This is a genomic window from Streptomyces sp. PA03-3a, assembly GCF_033792735.1.
Taxonomy (GTDB): Bacteria; Actinomycetota; Actinomycetes; order Streptomycetales; family Streptomycetaceae; genus Actinacidiphila.
Map to the genome: position 1 here is coordinate 12913 of NZ_JARAVM010000058.1, position 18661 is coordinate 31573.

13 protein-coding genes and 2 pseudogenes are annotated in these 18661 nt (G+C 71.2%); 9 read left to right on the forward strand and 6 right to left on the reverse strand.

The features are described from left to right. Positions 1 to 5 precede the first annotated feature (5 nt). From PV342_RS38300 to PV342_RS38310, 3 genes and pseudogenes are all read right to left on the reverse strand, one after another. Positions 6 to 1967, reverse strand: a pseudogene (locus PV342_RS38300) (ABC transporter permease/substrate-binding protein); the annotation flags it as partial. Beyond that, positions 1957 to 3477 (reverse strand): sugar ABC transporter ATP-binding protein, encoded by a 1521-nt coding sequence (locus PV342_RS38305; RefSeq protein ID WP_400805559.1) that lies wholly within the window; start codon positions 3475 to 3477, stop codon positions 1957 to 1959. The pseudogene PV342_RS38300 and the gene PV342_RS38305, both read right to left, overlap by 11 nt. 26 nt (positions 3478 to 3503) lie before the next feature. Beyond that, entirely contained in the window at positions 3504 to 4517 is a 1014-nt protein-coding gene (locus tag PV342_RS38310) for a LacI family DNA-binding transcriptional regulator (RefSeq protein ID WP_361003749.1), read from the reverse strand. A 191-nt stretch (positions 4518 to 4708) separates the two neighbouring features. On the opposite strand from PV342_RS38310, the gene recD2 reads away from it, so the two are divergent. From recD2 to PV342_RS38330, 4 genes are all read left to right on the forward strand, one after another. Beyond that, positions 4709 to 6928 (forward strand): SF1B family DNA helicase RecD2, encoded by a 2220-nt coding sequence (gene recD2, locus PV342_RS38315; protein WP_500320779.1) that lies wholly within the window; start codon positions 4709 to 4711, stop codon positions 6926 to 6928. Between the two features lie 131 nt (positions 6929 to 7059). Continuing rightward, the gene (locus PV342_RS38320) at positions 7060 to 8349 is read left to right on the forward strand and encodes a citrate synthase (protein ID WP_018563919.1); all 1290 of its coding nucleotides are present in this window, start codon (positions 7060 to 7062) and stop codon (positions 8347 to 8349) included. Between the two features lie 424 nt (positions 8350 to 8773). Next, a complete protein-coding gene (locus PV342_RS38325) occupies positions 8774 to 9520 on the forward strand; it encodes an SDR family NAD(P)-dependent oxidoreductase (protein ID WP_361003742.1) in 747 nt (248 codons plus the stop codon). A gap of 244 nt (positions 9521 to 9764) precedes the next feature. Beyond that, on the forward strand, positions 9765 to 10502 hold the full coding sequence (locus PV342_RS38330) for a DedA family protein (RefSeq protein WP_500320781.1): 738 nt from the start codon (positions 9765 to 9767) through the stop codon (positions 10500 to 10502). Positions 10503 to 10541: 39 nt separating this feature from the next. Here PV342_RS38330 and PV342_RS38335 read toward each other — a convergent pair whose 3' ends face one another. Then, entirely contained in the window at positions 10542 to 11246 is a 705-nt protein-coding gene (locus PV342_RS38335; protein ID WP_500320783.1) for a TetR/AcrR family transcriptional regulator, read from the reverse strand. Positions 11247 to 11365: 119 nt separating this feature from the next. On the opposite strand from PV342_RS38335, the gene PV342_RS38340 reads away from it, so the two are divergent. After that, a complete protein-coding gene (locus PV342_RS38340; RefSeq protein WP_400805396.1) occupies positions 11366 to 13669 on the forward strand; it encodes an MMPL family transporter in 2304 nt (767 codons plus the stop codon). 18 nt (positions 13670 to 13687) lie between these two features. Here PV342_RS38340 and PV342_RS38345 read toward each other — a convergent pair whose 3' ends face one another. Beyond that, on the reverse strand, positions 13688 to 13891 hold the full coding sequence (locus PV342_RS38345) for a MarR family transcriptional regulator (RefSeq protein WP_361003732.1): 204 nt from the start codon (positions 13889 to 13891) through the stop codon (positions 13688 to 13690). A 296-nt stretch (positions 13892 to 14187) separates the two neighbouring features. Here PV342_RS38345 and PV342_RS38350 point away from each other — a divergent pair, with 296 nt between their 5' ends. From PV342_RS38350 to PV342_RS38360, 3 genes are all read left to right on the forward strand, one after another. Further along, a complete protein-coding gene (locus PV342_RS38350) occupies positions 14188 to 16209 on the forward strand; it encodes a M3 family metallopeptidase (RefSeq protein ID WP_500320785.1) in 2022 nt (673 codons plus the stop codon). Between the two features lie 239 nt (positions 16210 to 16448). Then, positions 16449 to 16964 carry an FxLYD domain-containing protein gene (locus PV342_RS38355; protein ID WP_386991014.1) on the forward strand — a complete coding sequence of 172 codons (516 nt, stop codon included), beginning with the start codon at positions 16449 to 16451 and terminating at the stop codon, positions 16962 to 16964. A 266-nt stretch (positions 16965 to 17230) separates the two neighbouring features. Next, positions 17231 to 17824: a flavoprotein gene (locus tag PV342_RS38360; RefSeq protein ID WP_400805393.1), complete on the forward strand. Its 594-nt coding sequence runs from the start codon at positions 17231 to 17233 to the stop codon at positions 17822 to 17824. 283 nt (positions 17825 to 18107) lie between these two features. Here the strand turns inward: PV342_RS38360 and PV342_RS38365 are convergent, their stop codons facing one another. After that, the gene (locus PV342_RS38365; protein ID WP_026251878.1) at positions 18108 to 18329 is read right to left on the reverse strand and encodes a hypothetical protein; all 222 of its coding nucleotides are present in this window, start codon (positions 18327 to 18329) and stop codon (positions 18108 to 18110) included. A 208-nt stretch (positions 18330 to 18537) separates the two neighbouring features. Between PV342_RS38365 and PV342_RS38370 the strand changes: the two are divergent. After that, positions 18538 to 18661, forward strand: a pseudogene (locus PV342_RS38370) (DNA-directed RNA polymerase subunit alpha); the annotation flags it as partial.

The window sequence follows — 18661 nt, forward strand, 5'->3', positions numbered from 1 at the left end:
CAGGAGGAGAATTCGGTGACGTTCTTCTCGGTGACGACCTTGACCGGGACCTTCACCAGGCTGTTGAGCTTCTCGCCCTTGGCTGCCTTCACCGCGTTCTGCACGGCCAGCTTGCCGAGTTCCTTCGGCTGCTGGGCGACGGACGCGAAGAGGGTGCCGCCCTTGACCGCGGTGAGGCCGTCGGGGGTGCCGTCGAAGCCGACGACCTTGACCGACTTGCCGGCCTTGTCGCCGAGCGCCTTGATGGCGCCGAGGGCCATCTCGTCGTTCTGGGCGAAGACGCCGGTGACGTCGGAGTGGGCCTGCAGCAGGTTGGTCATGACGTCCAGGCCCTTGGTGCGGTCGAAGTCGGCGGCCTGCTGGGCCACGACCTTGATGCCCGGGTAGGCCTTGATGCCCTCGTTGAAGCCCTGGCCGCGCTCGTTGGCCGCCGAGGTGCCCGCGGTGCCCTGGAGGACGACCACGGTGCCCTTGCCGCCCAGCGAGTCGGCCAGGGTCTTGGCGGCGAGCCGGCCGCCGGCGACGTTGTCGGAGGCGACGGTGGTGGCGAGCTCGGCCTTGTTGACGCCGCGGTCGGCCGCGACGACGGGGATGCCGGCCTTGTTGGCGGCCTTCACGGAGGGGCCGGCCGCGTCGGAGTCCACCGGGTTGACGATGATCGACTTCACGTTCTGGCTGGTGAAGTTCTGCAGCTGGTTGGCCTGCTGCGACGCGTCGTTCTGCGCGTCGGTGACGGTCAGGTCGACGCCCTCCTTCTTCGCCTCGGCCTGCGCGCCCTCCTTCAGCTGCACGAAGAACGGGTTGTTGAGGGTGGAGACCGACAGACCCACCTTGACGTCGGAGGACGAGCCGGAGCCGGAGTTGCAGGCGGTCGCGGTGAGCGCGAGGGCGGCGACGGCGACGGTGGTGGCGGAGATGAGCTTGGTGCGCATGGAAGTTCCTTGCTGGTGTGGTGCGGAGAAGAAGAAGGGGTCTGGGGGTGCGCGCGGCGGTCAGCCGCGGCGGCGCAGCGTGTCGAGCAGGACGGCCAGCGCGATGACCGCGCCGATGACGACCTGCTGCCAGAAGGCGGAGACCGACAGCAGGTTGAGGCCGTTGCGGAGGACGGCGAGGATCAGCGCGCCGATCAGGGTGCCGGACGCCTTGCCGACGCCTCCGGAGAGGCTCGCGCCGCCGATGACGACCGCCGCGATGGCGTCCAGTTCGTAGCCGTAGGCCGCCTGAGGCTGCGCCGAGGCGAGACGGGAGGCGAGGACGATGCCGGCGACCGCGGCGAAGAGGCCGGACAGCGCGTAGATGATGATCTTCTGGCGCTTGACCCGGATGCCGGAGAGGCGGGCCGCCTCCTCGTTGCCGCCGATCGCGTACATGGCGCGGCCTATGTAGGTGCGGCCGAGGATGATCGCCGTGGCGGCGCCGGCGACGATCATCACCAGGACCGGGACGGGCAGCCAGCCGCCGATGGTGTCGCCCAGGTGGGAGACGGAGTCGGGGAAGGCGATGGGGCTGCCCTGGGAGATGACCAGGGTCAGGCCCCGGCCGATCGACAGCATCGCGAGGGTCGCGATGAACGGCGGCAGCTTGCCGAAGGAGATCAGCAGGCCGCTCAGCAGCCCGCTGGCGACACCCGTGGCGACGGACAGCACGACCGCCAGCCACACCGGCAGGCCCGCCGAACTCGCGCTCCAGGCCAGCACCGTCGCCGAGAGCGCCGCGACCGAGCCCACGGACAGGTCGATCCCGGCCGCGACGATCACGAAGGTGGAGCCGAAGGCGAGGATGGCGACGACGGCCGCCTGGACGCCGACATTGAGCAGGTTCTGCGTGGACAGGAAGTCGCCCGAGAGGAACGACAGTGCCACGAGCAGGACCACCAGGGCGCTGAGCGCGCCGTTGTTGAGGAGCACACGGCGTGCCGCGGCGACGCCGCCCGTGTCCGTACTGCTTTTGAGCGTGTCAGTGGCCACGGGAGCCCTCCACATCCTTCGTTGCTGTTGCGTTGCCGCCCACGGTGGGCGCTGTACCGACGGCCAGGGCCATGACGGAGTCCTGGGTGGCCTCGTGCGCGGGGAGTTCACCGGCGATCCGGCCCTGGGACATCACCAGGACGCGGTCGCTCATGCCCAGGACCTCGGGGAGGTCGCTGGAGATCATCAGCACCGCGTGGCCGGAGGCCGTGAGCTGATTGACGAGCTGGTAGATCTCGACCTTGGCGCCGACGTCGATGCCCCGGGTCGGCTCGTCGAGGATGAGCACCTTGGTGTCGGCCAGCAGCCACTTGCCGATGACGATCTTCTGCTGGTTGCCGCCCGACAGGGTGCGCACGTGCTGGTGGAGCCCGGCCATACGGACCTTGAGCTGCCCCGAGATCCGGTCCGCCGCCTTGCGCTGCCCGGCCCGGTCGACGAACCCGGCGCGGGTCGCCCGGCCGAGGGTGACCAGGCCCAGGTTCTCCTGGATCGTGGCGTCCAGCACCAGGCCCTGGCCCTTGCGGTCCTCGGGCACCAGGCCGATGCCCGCGTCCATGGCGGCGTTGACGTCGTGGCGGCGCAGCCGCTTGCCCAGTACCTCGATCGTCCCGGAGTCGTACGGGTCGGCGCCGAAGACCGCGCGGACGACCTCGGTGCGCCCGGCTCCGACGAGCCCGGCCAGGCCCACGACCTCGCCGGCCCGCACCTCGAAGGTCACGTCGCGGAAGACGCCGCCCCGGGTGAGGCCCTCGACCCGCAGCAGGGGCGCGCCCGCTTCGGCGCGCTCGCGGGGGTACTGCTGCTCGATGCTGCGGCCCACCATCAGCCGGACCAGTTCGTCCTCGGTGGTGCTCGCGGGCACCTGGGCGACGCTGCGGCCGTCGCGAAGGACGGTGACGCGGTCGCCGAGGGCGGCGATCTCCTCCAGATGGTGGGTGATGAAGACGATGCCGACGCCGTCCTCGCGCAGCTGGCGCACGATCCGGAAGAGCTTGTCGACCTCCTCGCTGGTGAGGACCGCGGTCGGCTCGTCCATGATCAGGACGCGCGCCTCCAGGCTGAGCGCCTTGGCGATCTCCACCATCTGCAGGCGGGCGATGCCCAGTTCGGAGACCGGGGTGCGCGGGTCGACGTCGATGCCGACCCGTTCCAGCAGGGCGGCGGCGTCCGCGTTCATCTGCTTGCGGTTCACCAGGCCGAATCGGCGCGGCTGGCGGCCCAGGAAGATGTTCTCGGCGACGCTCAGCGCCGGGACGAGGTTGAACTCCTGGTAGATCGTCGCGATGCCCAGCTTCTCGGCGTCCTGCGCACCATGGATGCGCACTTCGCCGCCGTCGACGAGGATCCGGCCCTCGTCGGGGCGGTTGGCGCCGGAGAGCATCTTGATCAAGGTGCTCTTGCCCGCGCCGTTCTCGCCGAGCAGGACGTGCACCTCGCCTCCGCGCAGGTCGAAGTCGACGCCGTCGAGGGCCACCACACCGGGGAAGACCTTGCGGACGCCCTCCATGCGGAGGAGCTCGGGGCTGCTCGTGCTCAACGGGGGCTCCTTTCGGACGCGCCGCAGGAGCGGCGGACAACGAGACGGGCGGACACGGTGACCGACGGCGCCGGCCTGCCCTCCACCCGGTCGATCAGCGAGCGGACGGCCGCGCGGCCGAGATCGCCGGTGGGCTGGGCGATCGCGGTGATCGGCGGATCGGTGTGGAGGAACCACGGGATGTCGTCGAAGGCGGCGAGCGCGATGTCGTCGGGCACACGCAGGCCGCGGGCGCGGATCTCGTCCATGGCGCCGAGCGCCATCAGGTTGTCCGCGGCGAAGACGACGTCGGGCGGGACCGGCAGGTCCAGGAAGCGGGCTATCGCCCGGCGCCCGCTGTCGGCCTGGAAGTCGCCCTGGCCGATGTACTCGTCGGGCAGCGGCAGACCGAAGGCGGCCAGCGCCTCGCGGAAGGCCCGCACACGCTCGCGGCCCGTGGTGGTCGCGGCGGGGCCCGCGATGATCGCCAGTCGGCGGTGGCCCAGACCGTGGAGGTGGGCGACCAGGTCGCGCACCGCGTCGAAGCCGTCGGTGCGGACCACCGGGACGTCGTTGCCGATGCCGGGGATCCAGCGGTCGACGAAGACCATCGGGGTGCCGGAGCGCACCGCGTCCAGGATCAGCGGGGAACCGCCGTCGGTCGGGCTGACCAGCAGCCCGTCGATGCGGCGGTCCAGCAGCGTGCGGATGTGGTGGTCCTGCTGCTCCGGCCGCTCGTCGGCGTTGCCGATGATCACGCTGTAGCCCAGTGCCCTGGCCTCGTCCTCCACCGAGCGGGCGAGCTCGGTGAAGAAGGGGTTCAGCACGTCGCTGATGACCAGGCCGAGGGTCCGGGTCTGGTCGGTGCGCAGTGAGCGCGCCACCGCGTTGGGCCGGTAGCCGAGTTCGGCCACGGCCTCCAGCACCCGTGTGCGGGTGTCCGGGCGGACCGCCGGGTGGTCGTTGAGCACGCGGGAGACCGTCGCGACGGAAACACCGGCGCGTGATGCCACGTCCTTGATGCTCGCCACCCGTCCCACCTCCTCGTGGAATCGATTACAAAGAGGATTGGAATCGATTACATGCTCCGAGGCAAGAGTGTGAAACCGGATCGTTACATTCCGGCGGGTCGACCGGGTGGAGTTGTCCACAGGCCCCGACGGCCTGTCGGGGCCGGGCGGTACCGTCGGACCAACGCAGATCCGAGGAGGTGGCCCGCGCTGTGGGGGAGTTGAGACCGGCCGTCGTCGAGGGCGTCCTCGAGCGGATCACGTACGCGAACGAGGAGAACGGGTACACGGTCGCCCGGGTCGACACCGGCAGGGGCGGTGGCGACCTGCTGACCGTGGTCGGCTCGCTGCTGGGCGCCCAGCCGGGCGAGTCGCTGCGCATGGAGGGCCGTTGGGGCTCCCACCCGCAGTACGGCAAGCAGTTCACCGTGGAGAACTACACCACCGTCCTGCCCGCGACGATCCAGGGCATTCGGCGCTACCTCGGCTCGGGGCTGATCAAGGGCATCGGCCCGCGCATCGCCGAGCGGATCGTCGAGCACTTCGGCACCGACACCCTGGAGGTCATCGAGCGCGAGCCGGCCCGGCTGGTGGAGGTCCCCGGGCTCGGCCCCAAGCGGACCAAGCTGATCGGCGCCGCGTGGGAGGAGCAGAAGGCCATCAAGGAGGTCATGGTCTTCCTCCAGGGGGTCGGCGTGTCCACCTCGATCGCGGTGCGGATCTACAAGGAGTACGGGGACTCGTCGATCTCCGTGGTCAGGAACCAGCCCTACCGGCTGGCGGCCGACGTGTGGGGCATCGGCTTCCTCACGGCGGACCGGATCGCGCAGGCCGTCGGCATCCCGCACGACAGCCCCGAGCGGGTCAAGGCCGGTCTCCAGTACGCGCTGTCCCAGGCGACCGACAACGGCAACTGCTTCCTGCCCGAGGAGCAGTTGCTGTCGGACGCCGTGAAGCTGCTCCAGGTGGACATCGGCCTGGTCATCGACTGCCTCGCGGAGCTGGCCGGCGAGGAGGGCGTGGTGATCGAGCCCGTGCCCGCCCCCGACGGCGGTGGCGACCCGGTGCGCGCGGTGTACCTGGTGCCCTTCCACCGGGCGGAGATCTCCCTGGCCGGCACGCTGCTGCGGTTGCTGCGCGGCACGGAGGACCGGCTGCCCGCCTTCCGCGACGTGGACTGGGACAAGGCGCTGACCTGGCTCGCCGAGCGGACGGGCGTTGACCTCGCGCCCGAGCAGCAGGAGGCGGTGCGGCTGGCGCTCACCGAGAAGGTCGCCGTGCTGACCGGCGGCCCGGGCTGCGGCAAGTCCTTCACGGTCAAGTCCGTGGTGGCGCTCGCACAGGCGAAGAAGGCCAAGGTCGTGCTGGCGGCGCCGACGGGCCGGGCGGCCAAGCGGCTGGCCGAGTTGACCGGGGCCGAGGCCTCCACGGTCCACCGGCTGCTGGAGCTCAAGCCGGGCGGCGACGCCGCGTACGACCGCGAGCGGCCCCTCGACGCCGATCTGGTCGTCGTCGACGAGGCCTCGATGCTCGACCTGCTGCTGGCTAACAAGCTGGTCAAGGCCGTGCCGCCGGGGGCCCACCTGCTCTTCGTCGGCGACGTGGACCAGCTGCCCAGCGTCGGCGCCGGCGAAGTGCTGCGCGACCTGCTGGCAGAGGGGAGCCCGGTCCCGTCGGTGCGGCTGACCCGCATCTTCCGGCAGGCCCAGCAGTCCGGCGTGGTGACCAACGCGCACCGCATCAACTCCGGAGCGCATCCGGTCACCCAGGGGCTGGACGACTTCTTCCTCTTCGTGGAGGAGGACGGCGAGGAGACGGCCCGGCTCACGGTGGACGTGGCGGCCCGCCGCATCCCGCGCCGGTTCGGCCTCGACCCGCGCCGTGACGTCCAGGTGCTCGCCCCCATGCACCGCGGTCCCGCGGGCGCCGGCGTGCTGAACGGCCTGCTTCAGCAGGCGGTCACCCCGGCCCGCCCCGACCTGCCGGAGCGGCGCTTCGGCGGCCGGACCTTCCGTGTCGGCGACAAGGTGACACAGATCAGGAACAACTATGAAAAAGGCGCCAACGGCGTCTTCAATGGAACCGTGGGGGTCGTCACCTCCCTGGACACCGTGGAGCAGCGGCTCACCGTACTGACCGACGAGGACGAGGAGATCCCCTACGACTTCGACGAGCTGGACGAGCTGGCACACGCCTATGCGGTGACGATCCACCGGTCACAGGGCAGCGAATATCCCGCCGTCGTGATCCCTGTCACCACCGGGGCGTGGATGATGCTCCAGCGGAACCTGCTCTATACCGCCGTTACCCGGGCAAAGCGATTGGTGGTGCTCGTGGGGTCGCGCAGGGCGATCGGCCAGGCGGTCCGCACCGTCTCCGCAGGCAGACGCTTCACGGCTCTCGACCATCGGCTGGCGCGCGCGGCAAAATAGGCACTGGGTGCCACCATTCGGCTCCTCGACCGACCCCGAGTGCACGTGGTCACGCCAAATGGGGGACAGTAGGGGTAGTCAGGGCACCTACAAACCTCGAAGAAGAGGCACGACGTCGGTGAGGGAATGACGTGAGCGACAACTCTGTAGTACTGCGGTACGGGGACAGCGAGTACAGCTACCCGGTGATCGAGGGCACCGTTGGGGACAACGGCTTCGACATCGGCAAGCTGCGTGCCAACACCGGCCTGGTCACCCTGGACAGCGGCTACGGCAACACCGCGGCCTACAAGTCCGCGATCACCTACCTCGACGGCGAGCAGGGAATCCTCCGCTACCGCGGGTACCCCATCGAGCAGATCGCCGAGCGCGGCTCCTTCCTGGAGACCGCGTACCTTCTCATCAACGGTGAGCTCCCCACCGTCGACGAGCTCGCCGCCTTCCGCGGCGACATCACGCAGCACACGCTCCTCCACGAGGACGTCAAACGTTTCTTCCAGGGCTTCCCGCGGGACGCCCACCCGATGGCGATGCTGTCCTCCGTGGTCAGCGCGCTGTCGACCTTCTACCAGGACAGCCACAACCCGTTCGACGAGAAGCAGCGCTACCTGTCGACGATCCGGCTCATCGCCAAGCTGCCGACGATCGCGGCGTACGCGTTCAAGAAGTCGGTGGGCCACCCCTTCGTCTACCCGCACAACGACCTCGGCTACGTCGAGAACTTCCTGCGGATGACCTTCGCCGTGCCCGCCGAGGAGTACGAGCTCAACCCGGTCGTCGTCGACGCCCTGGACAAGCTCCTCATCCTCCACGCGGACCACGAGCAGAACTGCTCCACCTCCACCGTGCGTCTCGTCGGCTCCTCGCAGGCCAACCTGTTCGCGTCGATCTCCGCGGGCATCAACGCCCTGTGGGGCCCGCTGCACGGCGGCGCCAACCAGAGTGTGCTGGAGATGCTGGAGGCCATCCAGGCCGACGGCGGCGACGTGGACGCCTTCATCCGCAAGGTGAAGAACAAGGAGGACGGCGTCCGCCTGATGGGCTTCGGGCACCGGGTCTACAAGAGCTTCGACCCCCGGGCGAAGATCATCAAGGCCGCCGCCCACGACGTGCTCTCCGCGCTCGGCAAGTCCGACGAGCTGCTGGACATCGCGCTGAAGCTCGAGGAGCACGCCCTCAGCGACGACTACTTCGTCTCGCGCAACCTGTACCCGAACGTCGACTTCTACACCGGCCTGATCTACCGGGCCATGGGCTTCCCGACCACGATGTTCACGGTGCTCTTCGCGCTCGGCCGGCTCCCCGGCTGGATCGCCCAGTGGCACGAGATGATCACCGAGCCGGGCTCCCGGATCGGCCGTCCGCGCCAGGTCTACACCGGCGTCGTCGAGCGGGACTACGTCCCGGTCGAGGCCCGCTGACGCGAGCGCCCCGCGCAAAGAGAAACGCCCCGCGCCGAATCCCCCCACGGGTTCGGCACGGGGCGCTCCCGTTTCCCGGAGCGGATCCCCCCACGGGTCCGTACCGGGCGTTCTTTGGGTGCGCTCGCCCAGCCGGGACCAGCCACCCGGGAGGGCCGCTCAAAGCTCTCCGGGCAGTTCGCCCCGGCATGGCGACCGGGCTGTCCCCCAAAGACAACCCGCTCATCATCTCACCGAGTCCGCCGGGAGCCCGGTGTCTTCGCTCGGTTAGACCCCCTCGTAAACCAAAAGGTTACGTTCCAGCCAGTGTGATCTCGGTCATGTCTACGCATCTTCTACGCCATCCGCATCATGGCTGACCCCCGTGTCGGTCGCGCACCCGGGGTCCCGTAACGTGCTGTCCCTCCTGGAGGGGCGGAGCGTGATGTCGCAGAACGCAAGTGTGGGCCGGCACGTCGTGGTGACCGGCGGGGGAACGGGCATCGGCCGGTCGGTGGCCACCCTCTTCGCCGAGGCCGGCGACCATGTGACCATCGTCGGCCGGCGCCGCGAGGTGCTGCGGGCCACCGCCGACGACCTGCGCTCCAACCACGGTTACGACGTCACCCCGGTCGTCTGCGACCTCGCGGATCCCGACGACGTGGAGGCGACCCTCGCACGGCTGCCCCGGCGCATCGACGTCCTGGTCAACAACGCGGGCAGCCGCGAACTGGCGATCGGGGCCGGCCCGCACGGGGTACTGGCCCGCTGGCGCGGCGACTTCGAGCGCAACGTCCTCACCGCGGTCCTGCTGACCGAATCCGTACGTGACCGGCTTCCCGAGGGCGGCCGGGTCATCACCGTCACCTCGGTGGCCGCGCTGCGCGGCGGAGGCTCCTACGGGGCTTCCAAGGCCGCCCTGCACGCCTGGAACCACTCCCTGGCGGCCCAGCTCGGTCCGCAGGGCGTGACCTGCAACATCGTCGCCCCGGGCACGGTGGCGGGCACCGAGTTCTTCGGCGCCCGGCTCGACGCCGCCGAGCTGACCCGCAGGGCCGGCCGGACCCTGGTCGGCCGGGTGGGGCGGCCCGAGGACGTCGCCTCCGCGGTGGTCTTCCTCGCGTCCCCGGAGGCGGGGTTCATCACCGGGGAGATTTTGCAGTGCAACGGCGGCGAGCTGCTCGGCCGCTGAGCCGCCGGACGCCGGACGCCGGACGCCGGGGCCGCTCGGGCCGCGGGGAGTACGCCCGGCGTACTCCCCGCGCCAGAGCCGGAGCCCTCGGTCCCGTACCTGAGGATGAGGCGCCCCCGGGAAAACCCTGGGAATGCCCCGATCCCGGCGAAATCGCCTTGCCCCCTTCGTCGCGGCCCTGCGAGCTTTGAGGCCTGGTACGGGACACGGGGGACGGGCCGGGGCGGGGAAGAGGGGCGGCCGTATGGACGTTTTAGGCATGGTGTCGGCCCTCGACTTCACCGCGGGCCTCGAGGGGTACCTGCGGGACGGACACGTCTTCTGGGCGTACGCGGTGCTCGCCGCCACCACCGCGCCGCCTCTGGTGCCCAACGCGGCGCTCCTGGTCACCGGGGGCGTGCTGGCCGCCCAGGGGCGGCTGTCGCTCGCGCTCGTCCTGCTGGTCGTCGCGGGCAGCGCCCTCGTGGGCGACCTGCTGATCCACCGCACCGGCCGGGCCGTCAGCGGGAAGGTCCTGACCAGGCTCTACCGGCGGCCGCGCCGCCGTGCGCTGCTGGAGTGGGCCAGCGTCCGGATACAGCGGCACGGCGTGCCCTTCGTCATCGCCGTCCGCTTCCTGCCCAGCGGGCGGATGGTCGGCGGCCTGTCGGCGGGCATCGTGCGCTATCCGGCCCGCCGTTACATGATCGGCGCGGGCGTGGCCGAGGCGGTCTGGGCGACGTACTCGGTGGGCCTGGGCTACTTCGGCGGGCTCGCCGTGTCCAACTCGCTGTACGCCGTCGCGCTGGGCCTCGGTGTCTCCCTGGCCGTCGCCGGGGTCGGCAGCGTGGCGCAGATGGTCTCCGGGCACCGCTCGGCCCGGGCGGGTGCGCCGCCCTCCGGACGCGTGGTGGTTTCCGGTGGCGCCGTGCCAGGCGGTGCGGGCACGCCGGAGGCGGACGCCCCGGACGGGGAGTCGGCTGACCGGGCGCTGCGGGGCTGAGGCGGGCCGCCAGGGGAGTGGGGGACGTGCGTCCTGTTCTCAGGCGGTGGCGGTGGCGGTGGTGGTGGTGGTGGTGGTAGTGGTGGTGGTGGTGGTGGTGGCCGGGCCGGGATCGGTTATCGCGACGGCCCCGGTGCCGAGGTACGGGGCGAGGTAGCCGTAGAGCGCGGCCTTGACCTCTGCGACGTATGCGTCCCGCTCGGCACCCTCGTGCGCCAGGACCAGGGCGAGGCCGGCCTTGAACAGCCCGAAGGCCATCGCGGCCACCCGGCCCCGCTCGGCGGCCGACAGGGCGGGGGCGCGCAGGCCGAGCAGGTTCTCCACGCGCTCGAGCAGGGAGCTGTGCAGCACGTCGTGCTCCATGACGACCGTGCCGGGGACGTCGCTGTCGTGGACCAGGGCGAGGAAGGCGGGGTTCTGGCAGTTGAACTCGATCATCGGGTCGACGATGACCTCGAGCATCTCGCGCAGCGGAAGCGAGGCGTTCTCGGGGGTGAACAGCTCGCCGTGCCCCTCGCGCATCCGCTGGTTGAGGATGCCGCCCAGCTCGATGGCGATGGCCTCCTTGTTCGGGAAGAACTGGTAGAGCGTGCCGGGTGACACGCCCGCCTCGCGGGCGATCGCGTTCGTGGTGGCCGCGGTGTAGCCGACCTTGCAGAACACTCCGGCGGCCGCCTCCAGCAGCTGCGCCACGCGCCGTTCGCCGCGGGCCTGCCGGCGTCGAGGCCTCTGCTCCTCAGGCACGTGTAATCCCCAATCACTGTTGACAAACGCGAGTGGTCACTCGCATTCTGAAGAAACGCGAGTGATCGCTCGTGTTCGCCATTTTACGGCGGTTCCTCAGGGGAGGGGACACCTCTGCCATGTCCGATGTCAACCGCGAGCGCCCGCCGAAGGGCTGGACCCGGGCCATGACCGCCCGCCCACGCCTCACCCTGCTGCTGGCGCTGCTGTTCACCGCCCTGGCGGTGGTCGCGGGCAGCGGTGTGGGGGACCGGCTGCGCGGCGGCGGATGGGAGGCCCCGGGCTCGGAGTCCGCCTCCGCGGCCGAGGCGCTGGACCGCTACTTCCCGGATGCGCAGCCCAATCTGATCCTCCTCGTCGACGGCCGCGGCGCCGGTGTGGACTCCCCGGAGGTGGCGGCCGAGGGACGGGAGCTCGGTCGCCGGCTCGCGGCGGACAAGGACGTCACCGGAGTCACCTCGTACTGGACGACCGGGGCGCCCACGCTGCGCGCGGAGGACGGCCGGGAGGCCGTGATCGCCGCGCGGATCGGGGGTGACGACGACGCCGTCGCCGAGACGGTCGAGCGCCTCGCCCCCGAGTACCGGGGCAGGCACGGCGCGGTGGAGGTCGAGGTCGGCGGTATGGCCGCCTTCCGCAATGAACTGCAGACCACGATCCAGGAGGACCTGGCCCGCGCGGAGCTCATCGCCCTGCCGGTCACCCTCCTGCTGCTGGTCATGGTGTTCGGCAGCGCCGTCGCGGCCGTACTGCCGCTGGGTGTCGGCATCGTGGCGATCCTGGGGACCAACGCCGTGCTGCGGGGCCTCACGGCGTTCACGGACGTCTCGATCTTCGCGCAGAACCTCACCACGGCACTCGGTCTCGGACTCGCCATCGACTACGCCCTGTTCGTCGTCCGGCGCTTCCGGGAGGAGCTGGACACCGGCGCCGACCCGCTGACCGCCGTGGGCGCCACGCTGCGCACGGCGGGCCGCACCGTGCTCTTCTCCGCCCTCACCGTGGCCGCCGCGCTCTCCGCGATGTTCCTCTTCCCGCAGTACTTCCTGCGCTCGTTCGCCTACGCCGGCATCGCCGTGGTGCTGCTCGCGGCGGCGGCGGCGCTGGTGATCCTGCCCGCCGCGCTGCTGCTGCTCGGGCAGCGGGTCAACTCCCTCGACCTGCGCCGCGTCCTGCCGCGCCGCCGGAGCGGGGAGGCCGGACGGGAGCCCGGCGCGGGATACGCGCGGCTTGCGCGGCTGGTGATGCGCCGTGCGCCGCTGTTCGCGATCGGTACGGTCGCCGGGCTGGTCCTGCTCGGGCTGCCCTTCCTGCAGGTGCAGTTCGGCACCGCCGACGACCGCCAGCTGCCGGCGACGGCGGAGGCGCACGTCGTGCAGCAGCACATACGCGACGGCTTCCCCGGCAACCCGGGGGGCGCGATCACCGTGCTCGCCGAGGGCCGTCCCACCGCGGAACAGCTCGGCGACTACAGCGGCAGGCTGTCCGCGCTGCCCGGGGTGGTCGTCGTCGACGGACCGGCCGGCCAGTACGCGCAGGGCCGGCGGACCGCGGCGCCCGGTCCGGCGCAGGCGGCCCGGGCCACCGACGGCGCGGCGTACCTGACCGTGCTGCCCAAGGCGGAGTCCGTGGACGAGGCGAGCCAGGACCTGGTCGGCAGGATCCGGTCGGTAGAGGCCCCCTTCAAGGCCTCCGCCACCGGCACCGCGGCCCAACTGGTCGACACCAAGGAGGTCATAGCCGACCGCCTGCCCTGGGCGGCCGCCCTGATCGTCGCGGTGACGCTCCTGCTGGTCTTCCTCCTCACCGGCAGCGTGGTCATCCCGCTGCAGGCCGTGCTGCTCAACGCGCTGAGCCTCACCGCCATGTTCGGCGCGGTGGTGTGGGTGTTCCAGGACGGCCACCTGTCCGGTGTGCTCGACTTCACCGCGACGGGAAGCATCGAGACCACGCTGCCGGTGCTGATGTTCTGCGTCGCCTTCGGACTCTCGATGGACTACGGCGTCTTCCTCCTGTCGCGCATCAAGGAGGAGCACGACCGCACCGGTGACCACCGTGCGGCGGTCGTCTTCGGGGTGCGCCGCACCGGTGGCCTGATCACGGCGGCCGCGGTGATCCTGGCGGTGGTGATGGTGGCCATCGGCACATCCCGGATCGCCAACACCAAGATGCTGGGTCTGGGGATCGCGCTCGCCGTGCTCATGGACGCGATGGTGGTGCGCACCCTGCTCGTGCCCGCCGTGATGCGGCTGACCGGACGGGCCACCTGGTGGGCGCCGCGGCCGCTGAAGGCGCTGCACGACCGGTTCGGGCTGAGCGAGGGCGGGGACCCCGGCAGGGTCCCCGGGCAGGAGGAGCCCGTACCGGACCCGGACCCGGACGCGAACCGGGACCTGGAGCCGGAGCCGGCCCGCTCGGGCTGAGCGGCGGCGGAGCCGGCGTCAGCCGGACTCCCGGCGCCCGCGGTTCCCGGGGCGCCGGGAACTCCACAGCCGGATGGTGTCGGCGTACCAGAACGGCTTGCCGCCCTCCACGACGTCGGGGGGCGGCAGGTGCCCGTGCTTGCGGTACGAGCGCACGGTGTCGACCTGCACCCGGATGTGAGCGGCGATCTCGGCATACGACCAGAGGGTCCGGTCCGTCATCTCCCACGCACCTCCCATCCGCCGGCCTCGGGGGGTGTGGCCGGCCTCGCCGGGACAACGACATGCGATCAGGGGCGGAAGGGGCTGTTGATCATCTGTGACGCGGAGCCCGCGTAACGGTGACAAATGTGGCGGACGCATGACCGGCCTCCCCGATTGTCGGAGAAGCGGCCCGGGTGCGGAAGGCCGTGCCCTGTTGCCGCGCTCCACCCGGCCGTCCGTACGCGTAGCCGCCATCCGGGCATCCTGGGGAAGGCCACGTCCGGGCGCCAGGCGCCGGGCGTAAGGTCGGTGGCGTGACCTCGACGAATCCTTTCCTCAGCCCGAGCACCCTGCCGTACGAGCTGCCGCCGTTCGCGGACATCCGCGAGGAGCACTACCTTCCCGCCTTCGAGCAGGGGATGGCCGAGCAGCTCGCCGAGACCGAGGCCGTCGCCGCGAACCCGGAACCGCCGGGCTTCGAGAACACGATCGTCGCCCTGGAGCGCTCCGGAGACCTGCTCGACCGCGTGTCGAAGGTCTTCTTCAACCGCGCCAGCGCCGACACCGGTCCGGGCATCCAGGAGATCGAGGCCAGGATCAACCCCGCGCTCGCCGCCCACGCCGACGCCATCCACCTGAACCCGGCCCTCTACTCCCGGGTCAAGGAGCTGTACGGGACGCGGTCGGAACTCGGCCTGGACGCCGAGGCGCTGCGGCTGCTGGAGCGGTACCACACCCGTTTCGTGCGCGCGGGCGCCGAGCTCACCGAGGAGGGCCGCGAGCGGCTCAGGGCGCTCAACGCGGAGATCGCGGAGGCCTCCACGGCCTTCGAGCAGAACCTTTTCGCCGACACCAAGGCCGCCGCTCTCGTGCTCGACAGCGCGGACGAGCTGGCCGGGCTCTCCGCCGACGCCGTCGCCGCCGCGGCGGCCAACGCCACCGCACTCGGCCACGACGGCAAGTACGTCCTCAGCCTGAAGAACTTCTCCAACCAGTCCGAGCTGGCCTTCCTCGACGACCGCGCCCTGCGCGAGCGCCTGCTGACGGCCTCGCTCGGCCGCGGTCTGGCCTCCAACCGCGAACTCACCGTCAGGCTCGCCCGGCTGCGCGCCGAGCGCGCCGCCCTGCTGGGCTACGAGAACCACGCCGCGTACGTCGTCGCCGACCAGACCGCGGGCACCCCCGAGGCCGTGACCTCCCTGCTCGCACGTCTCGTCCCGCCCGCGGTCGCCAACGCCGAGCGCGAGGCGGCCGCCCTGGCCGCCGCCTCCGGCCTGGAGGACTTCTCGGCCTGGGACTGGACCTACTGGTCGGAGAAGGTCCGCAAGGCGGAGTACGACATCGACACCGCCGCCATGCGCCCCTACTTCGAGCTGGACCGGGTCCTCCGGGACGGCGTCTTCCACGCCGCGGGCCAGGTCTACGGGCTGGGCTTCACCGAGCGCACCGACCTCGCCGGCTACCACCCCGACGTCCGGGTCTTCGAGGTCTCCAACGCCGACGGCTCGCCCCTCGGCCTCTACCTCGGCGACTACTTCGCCCGCGCCTCCAAGCGTGGCGGGGCCTGGATGAACAGCCTGGTGGACCAGTCGGCGCTCTTCGGCCGCAAGCCCGTGGTGGTCAACAACCTGAACGTCGCCAAGCCCGCCGCCGGCGAGCCCGCGCTGCTCACCTACGACGAGGTCAACACCCTCTTCCACGAGTTCGGCCACGCGCTGCACGGCCTGTTCTCCGAGGTCCGCCACCCCTTCTTCTCCGGTACGGCCGTCCCGCGCGACTTCGTCGAGTACCCCTCCCAGGTCAACGAGATGTGGGTGACCTGGCCGGAGGTGCTGGCCCACTACGCCCGCCACCACGAGACCGGTGAGCCCATGCCCGCCGACCTGGTGGCCCGTATGGAGGCCGCGGAGCGCTTCGGCCAGGGCTTCCGCACGGTGGAGTACCTTTCGGCCGCCGTCCTCGACTGGGCCTGGCACACCATCCCGGCCGGTCACGACCCCGGCGACGCCGAGGAGTTCGAGGCCGCCGCCCTGAAGGAGGCCGGCCTCGCGCTGCCCGCGATCCCACCGCGCTATCGCAGCACCTACTTCGCGCACATCTTCGCCCACGGCTACAGCGCCGGGTACTACTCGTACATCTGGAGCGAGGTGCTCGACGCCGACACCGTGGAGTGGTTCAAGGAGAACGGCGGCATGCGGCGCGAGAACGGCGACACGTTCCGCCGTGAACTGCTCTCCCGCGGCGGCAGCGTCGATCCGCTGGCCGCGTTCGAGGGCTTCCGGGGCCGGGCGCCGCGCATCGAGCCGCTGCTGACGCGCCGGGGTCTGACCGGCTGACCTCTCCCGGGATTCTCTCCCGGCCGAAGGGGGGCGTCCGTACCGCCGTACGGCCGCTCCCCGCCGAGCCGGTGGCCGGCGAGGCCCGGTCAGCGAACCCGATCGGAACCCTGACACAGACGTATCAGGAATGATCTATACCGGATCGGTCACGGCCACATTACAGACAGCTCTTGTCTCTGCGCGCATGGTGAAGCTCTGCCACGGTGTCTTCACATCCGAGCCTCAGGGGGTTCACCATGTCTCAGCCGTCGCACACCTCGCCACCGGGTCACTACCCACCGCATCAGGAGCCGGACTGGAGCCGGCCGCCGAAGAAAAAGGGTGCAGGGAAGATAGTCGGTTTCGGGGTCGTCGCCATCGTTGTCATCATCGGCGGCAGCGTCGCCTTCGCCCTCAAGACCGGTGAGGACAACGGTGGTACGGGGAACGACTCCCCGGCCAGCGCGTCCCCGGCGGGGGACAGCGGCCAGAAGGCGGCCCCGCGGGACGCGAAGGTCACCTCGTGCGGCCTCGCGGACTTCAGCAAGTGGCCCAGCGCCGAGGTGACCGTCACCAACCACAGTTCGGAGACCTCCGACTACCAGGTGCGCATCGAGTTCGTGGACGCCGGTGGAGGCCACATCGCCGAAGCCGTCGCGAACACGACGGACCTGGCCCCGGGGGACGCGGTCGACACGAGCGCCCAGGGGGCCGAGGCGGCCTCCGGCGACATCGATTGCAAGGTCATCGAGGTGCTGCGCAAGGCGAGTTGACCCCTCGCCTGCCCTGCCGGCCGCCGGGCGAGAGCGCGGCGCGAGCCGCCGCCCCTCCGGCGCCGGTCACTCCGGCCGGCATTCCGGACCCCGCGGAACGGGACCGCGGGGTCCGTCCGCTTCGCGCCCGGGCAGCCGCCGTGCGGGCGGCAGTCGGAACCCCCGGTGGCATCGTGGAGCACGGCCCCACCACGGCCGTGTTCGCGAGCCCGACCGATCCCCGGACGGCCGACTACGTGGAGGGCCGGTTCGGGTAAGGGGTGGCCATGGCTTCTGACACGCCCCCCTCGCAGCCGCGGCCGGTCCGCGGGGTCCTCGCCGTCGTCGGCTCGGCCGCTGACGGCGTCGAGACCCTGCGCGAGGGCTTCGTCCTGCCCGCGATCGCCCGCGGCTGGCGCGTCGCCGTCACGCTCACCCCGACCGCCGCAGGCTGGCTGCGGGAACGGGACGAGATCGGGCGGCTGCGCGATGTGACGGGCCTGCCCGTACGCGACCGGTCGCGGCTCCCCGGCGAGCCGCGGCCCCATCCGGCCGCGGACTGCTGCGTACTGGCCCCGGCGGGCGCCAACACCCTGGCCAAGCTCGCCCTCGGTATCGCCGACAACCAGGCCCTGACCCTGCTCGTGGAGGTCCTCGGCACCCCGCACGTGCCGCTCGTGGCCGTTCCGGCCGTCACCGCGGCCCACGCCCGCCACCCCGCCTGGCCCCGCCATCTCGCCACCCTCAGCGAGGCGGGCGTCCACCTCGTGGACGACCCGGAGGCACGGCCCCTGCCGGAGCCGGGCGAGGAGCCCGGCGGACGCGGCCTTCCCTGGGCCCGGGTCCTGGACGCGCTGGACCGCCTCACGCCCACGCGATGACGGGGCGCACCCGTCAGCACGCAAGGTGCCGGGACCACCGCGCTCGCGGGAGCCGGTTGTCCCCGGCCTAGGCGGGGTCCTGGACGTCCTCCGCCGGGAAGGCCTCGTCCTCCCCGAAGTCCGGGGCCTGGAAGGGATTGGTCGCCGGAGGCGGCGACGCCGCGGTCGCGCCGCGGGGCTGCCCTTCCAGGGCGGAGAACAGCGACGTCTGGTCGATGAGAGGTTTCCCTTTCGTTACAGACCCTTGAAGGGGCCTGGCGTGCCGAGACCCGGCACAGCGGTCCTACAGCTTGGTCATCTTGGCGTACGGGCTCGCGACCCGCACTTGGGCCGAGCCGAAATCGACGAGCGCCGCGACTCCGTCGTCGACGCTGATCACCCGGCCGAGACCGTAGATGTCGTGTGTGACCTGGTCACCGACGGCGAAGTGCTTGGGAGCCGACGTGGCCGGGGCCTTGAAGGGGCTGGTAGGCAAGTGACGCTTCGGTGCAGCAGGCTTTGTCATCGTCCCCAGTATGCACCCACGTCATGGTCGGGTGGCCGACTCCCCGCGACGGGAGCAGGTGATCGTCGGACCTCAGTCCGACAGGGGCCTGGCCAGGCCGCCGGCCGCCAGACGGGCGGGTCAGCATCGAAGGAGGCGGAAGGGCCCGTACCCTTCATGGTGTCTACGGCGTCACATAGCGGGCGCCAAACACTGGAGGCCATACCCCGTGCTGATTGCACAGCGTCCGTCACTGACCGAAGAGGTCGTCGACGAGTTCCGTTCCCGGTTCGTGATCGAGCCGCTGGAGCCGGGCTTCGGATACACCCTCGGCAACTCGCTCCGCCGCACAC

What these genes read in the sequence shown, in the direction of transcription:
- PV342_RS38365 (WP_026251878.1), bottom strand. Translation starts at nt 18,329, where the DNA reads ATGACAAAGCCTGCTGCACCGAAGCGTCACTTGCCTACCAGCCCCTTC.
- PV342_RS38340 (WP_400805396.1), top strand. Translation starts at nt 11,366, where the DNA reads ATGTCCGATGTCAACCGCGAGCGCCCGCCGAAGGGCTGGACCCGGGCC.
- PV342_RS38345 (WP_361003732.1), bottom strand. Translation starts at nt 13,891, where the DNA reads ATGACGGACCGGACCCTCTGGTCGTATGCCGAGATCGCCGCTCACATC.
- PV342_RS38355 (WP_386991014.1), top strand. Translation starts at nt 16,449, where the DNA reads ATGTCTCAGCCGTCGCACACCTCGCCACCGGGTCACTACCCACCGCAT.
- PV342_RS38305 (WP_400805559.1), bottom strand. Translation starts at nt 3,477, where the DNA reads ATGGAGGGCGTCCGCAAGGTCTTCCCCGGTGTGGTGGCCCTCGACGGC.
- PV342_RS38325 (WP_361003742.1), top strand. Translation starts at nt 8,774, where the DNA reads ATGTCGCAGAACGCAAGTGTGGGCCGGCACGTCGTGGTGACCGGCGGG.
- PV342_RS38360 (WP_400805393.1), top strand. Translation starts at nt 17,231, where the DNA reads ATGGCTTCTGACACGCCCCCCTCGCAGCCGCGGCCGGTCCGCGGGGTC.
- PV342_RS38330 (WP_500320781.1), top strand. Translation starts at nt 9,765, where the DNA reads ATGGACGTTTTAGGCATGGTGTCGGCCCTCGACTTCACCGCGGGCCTC.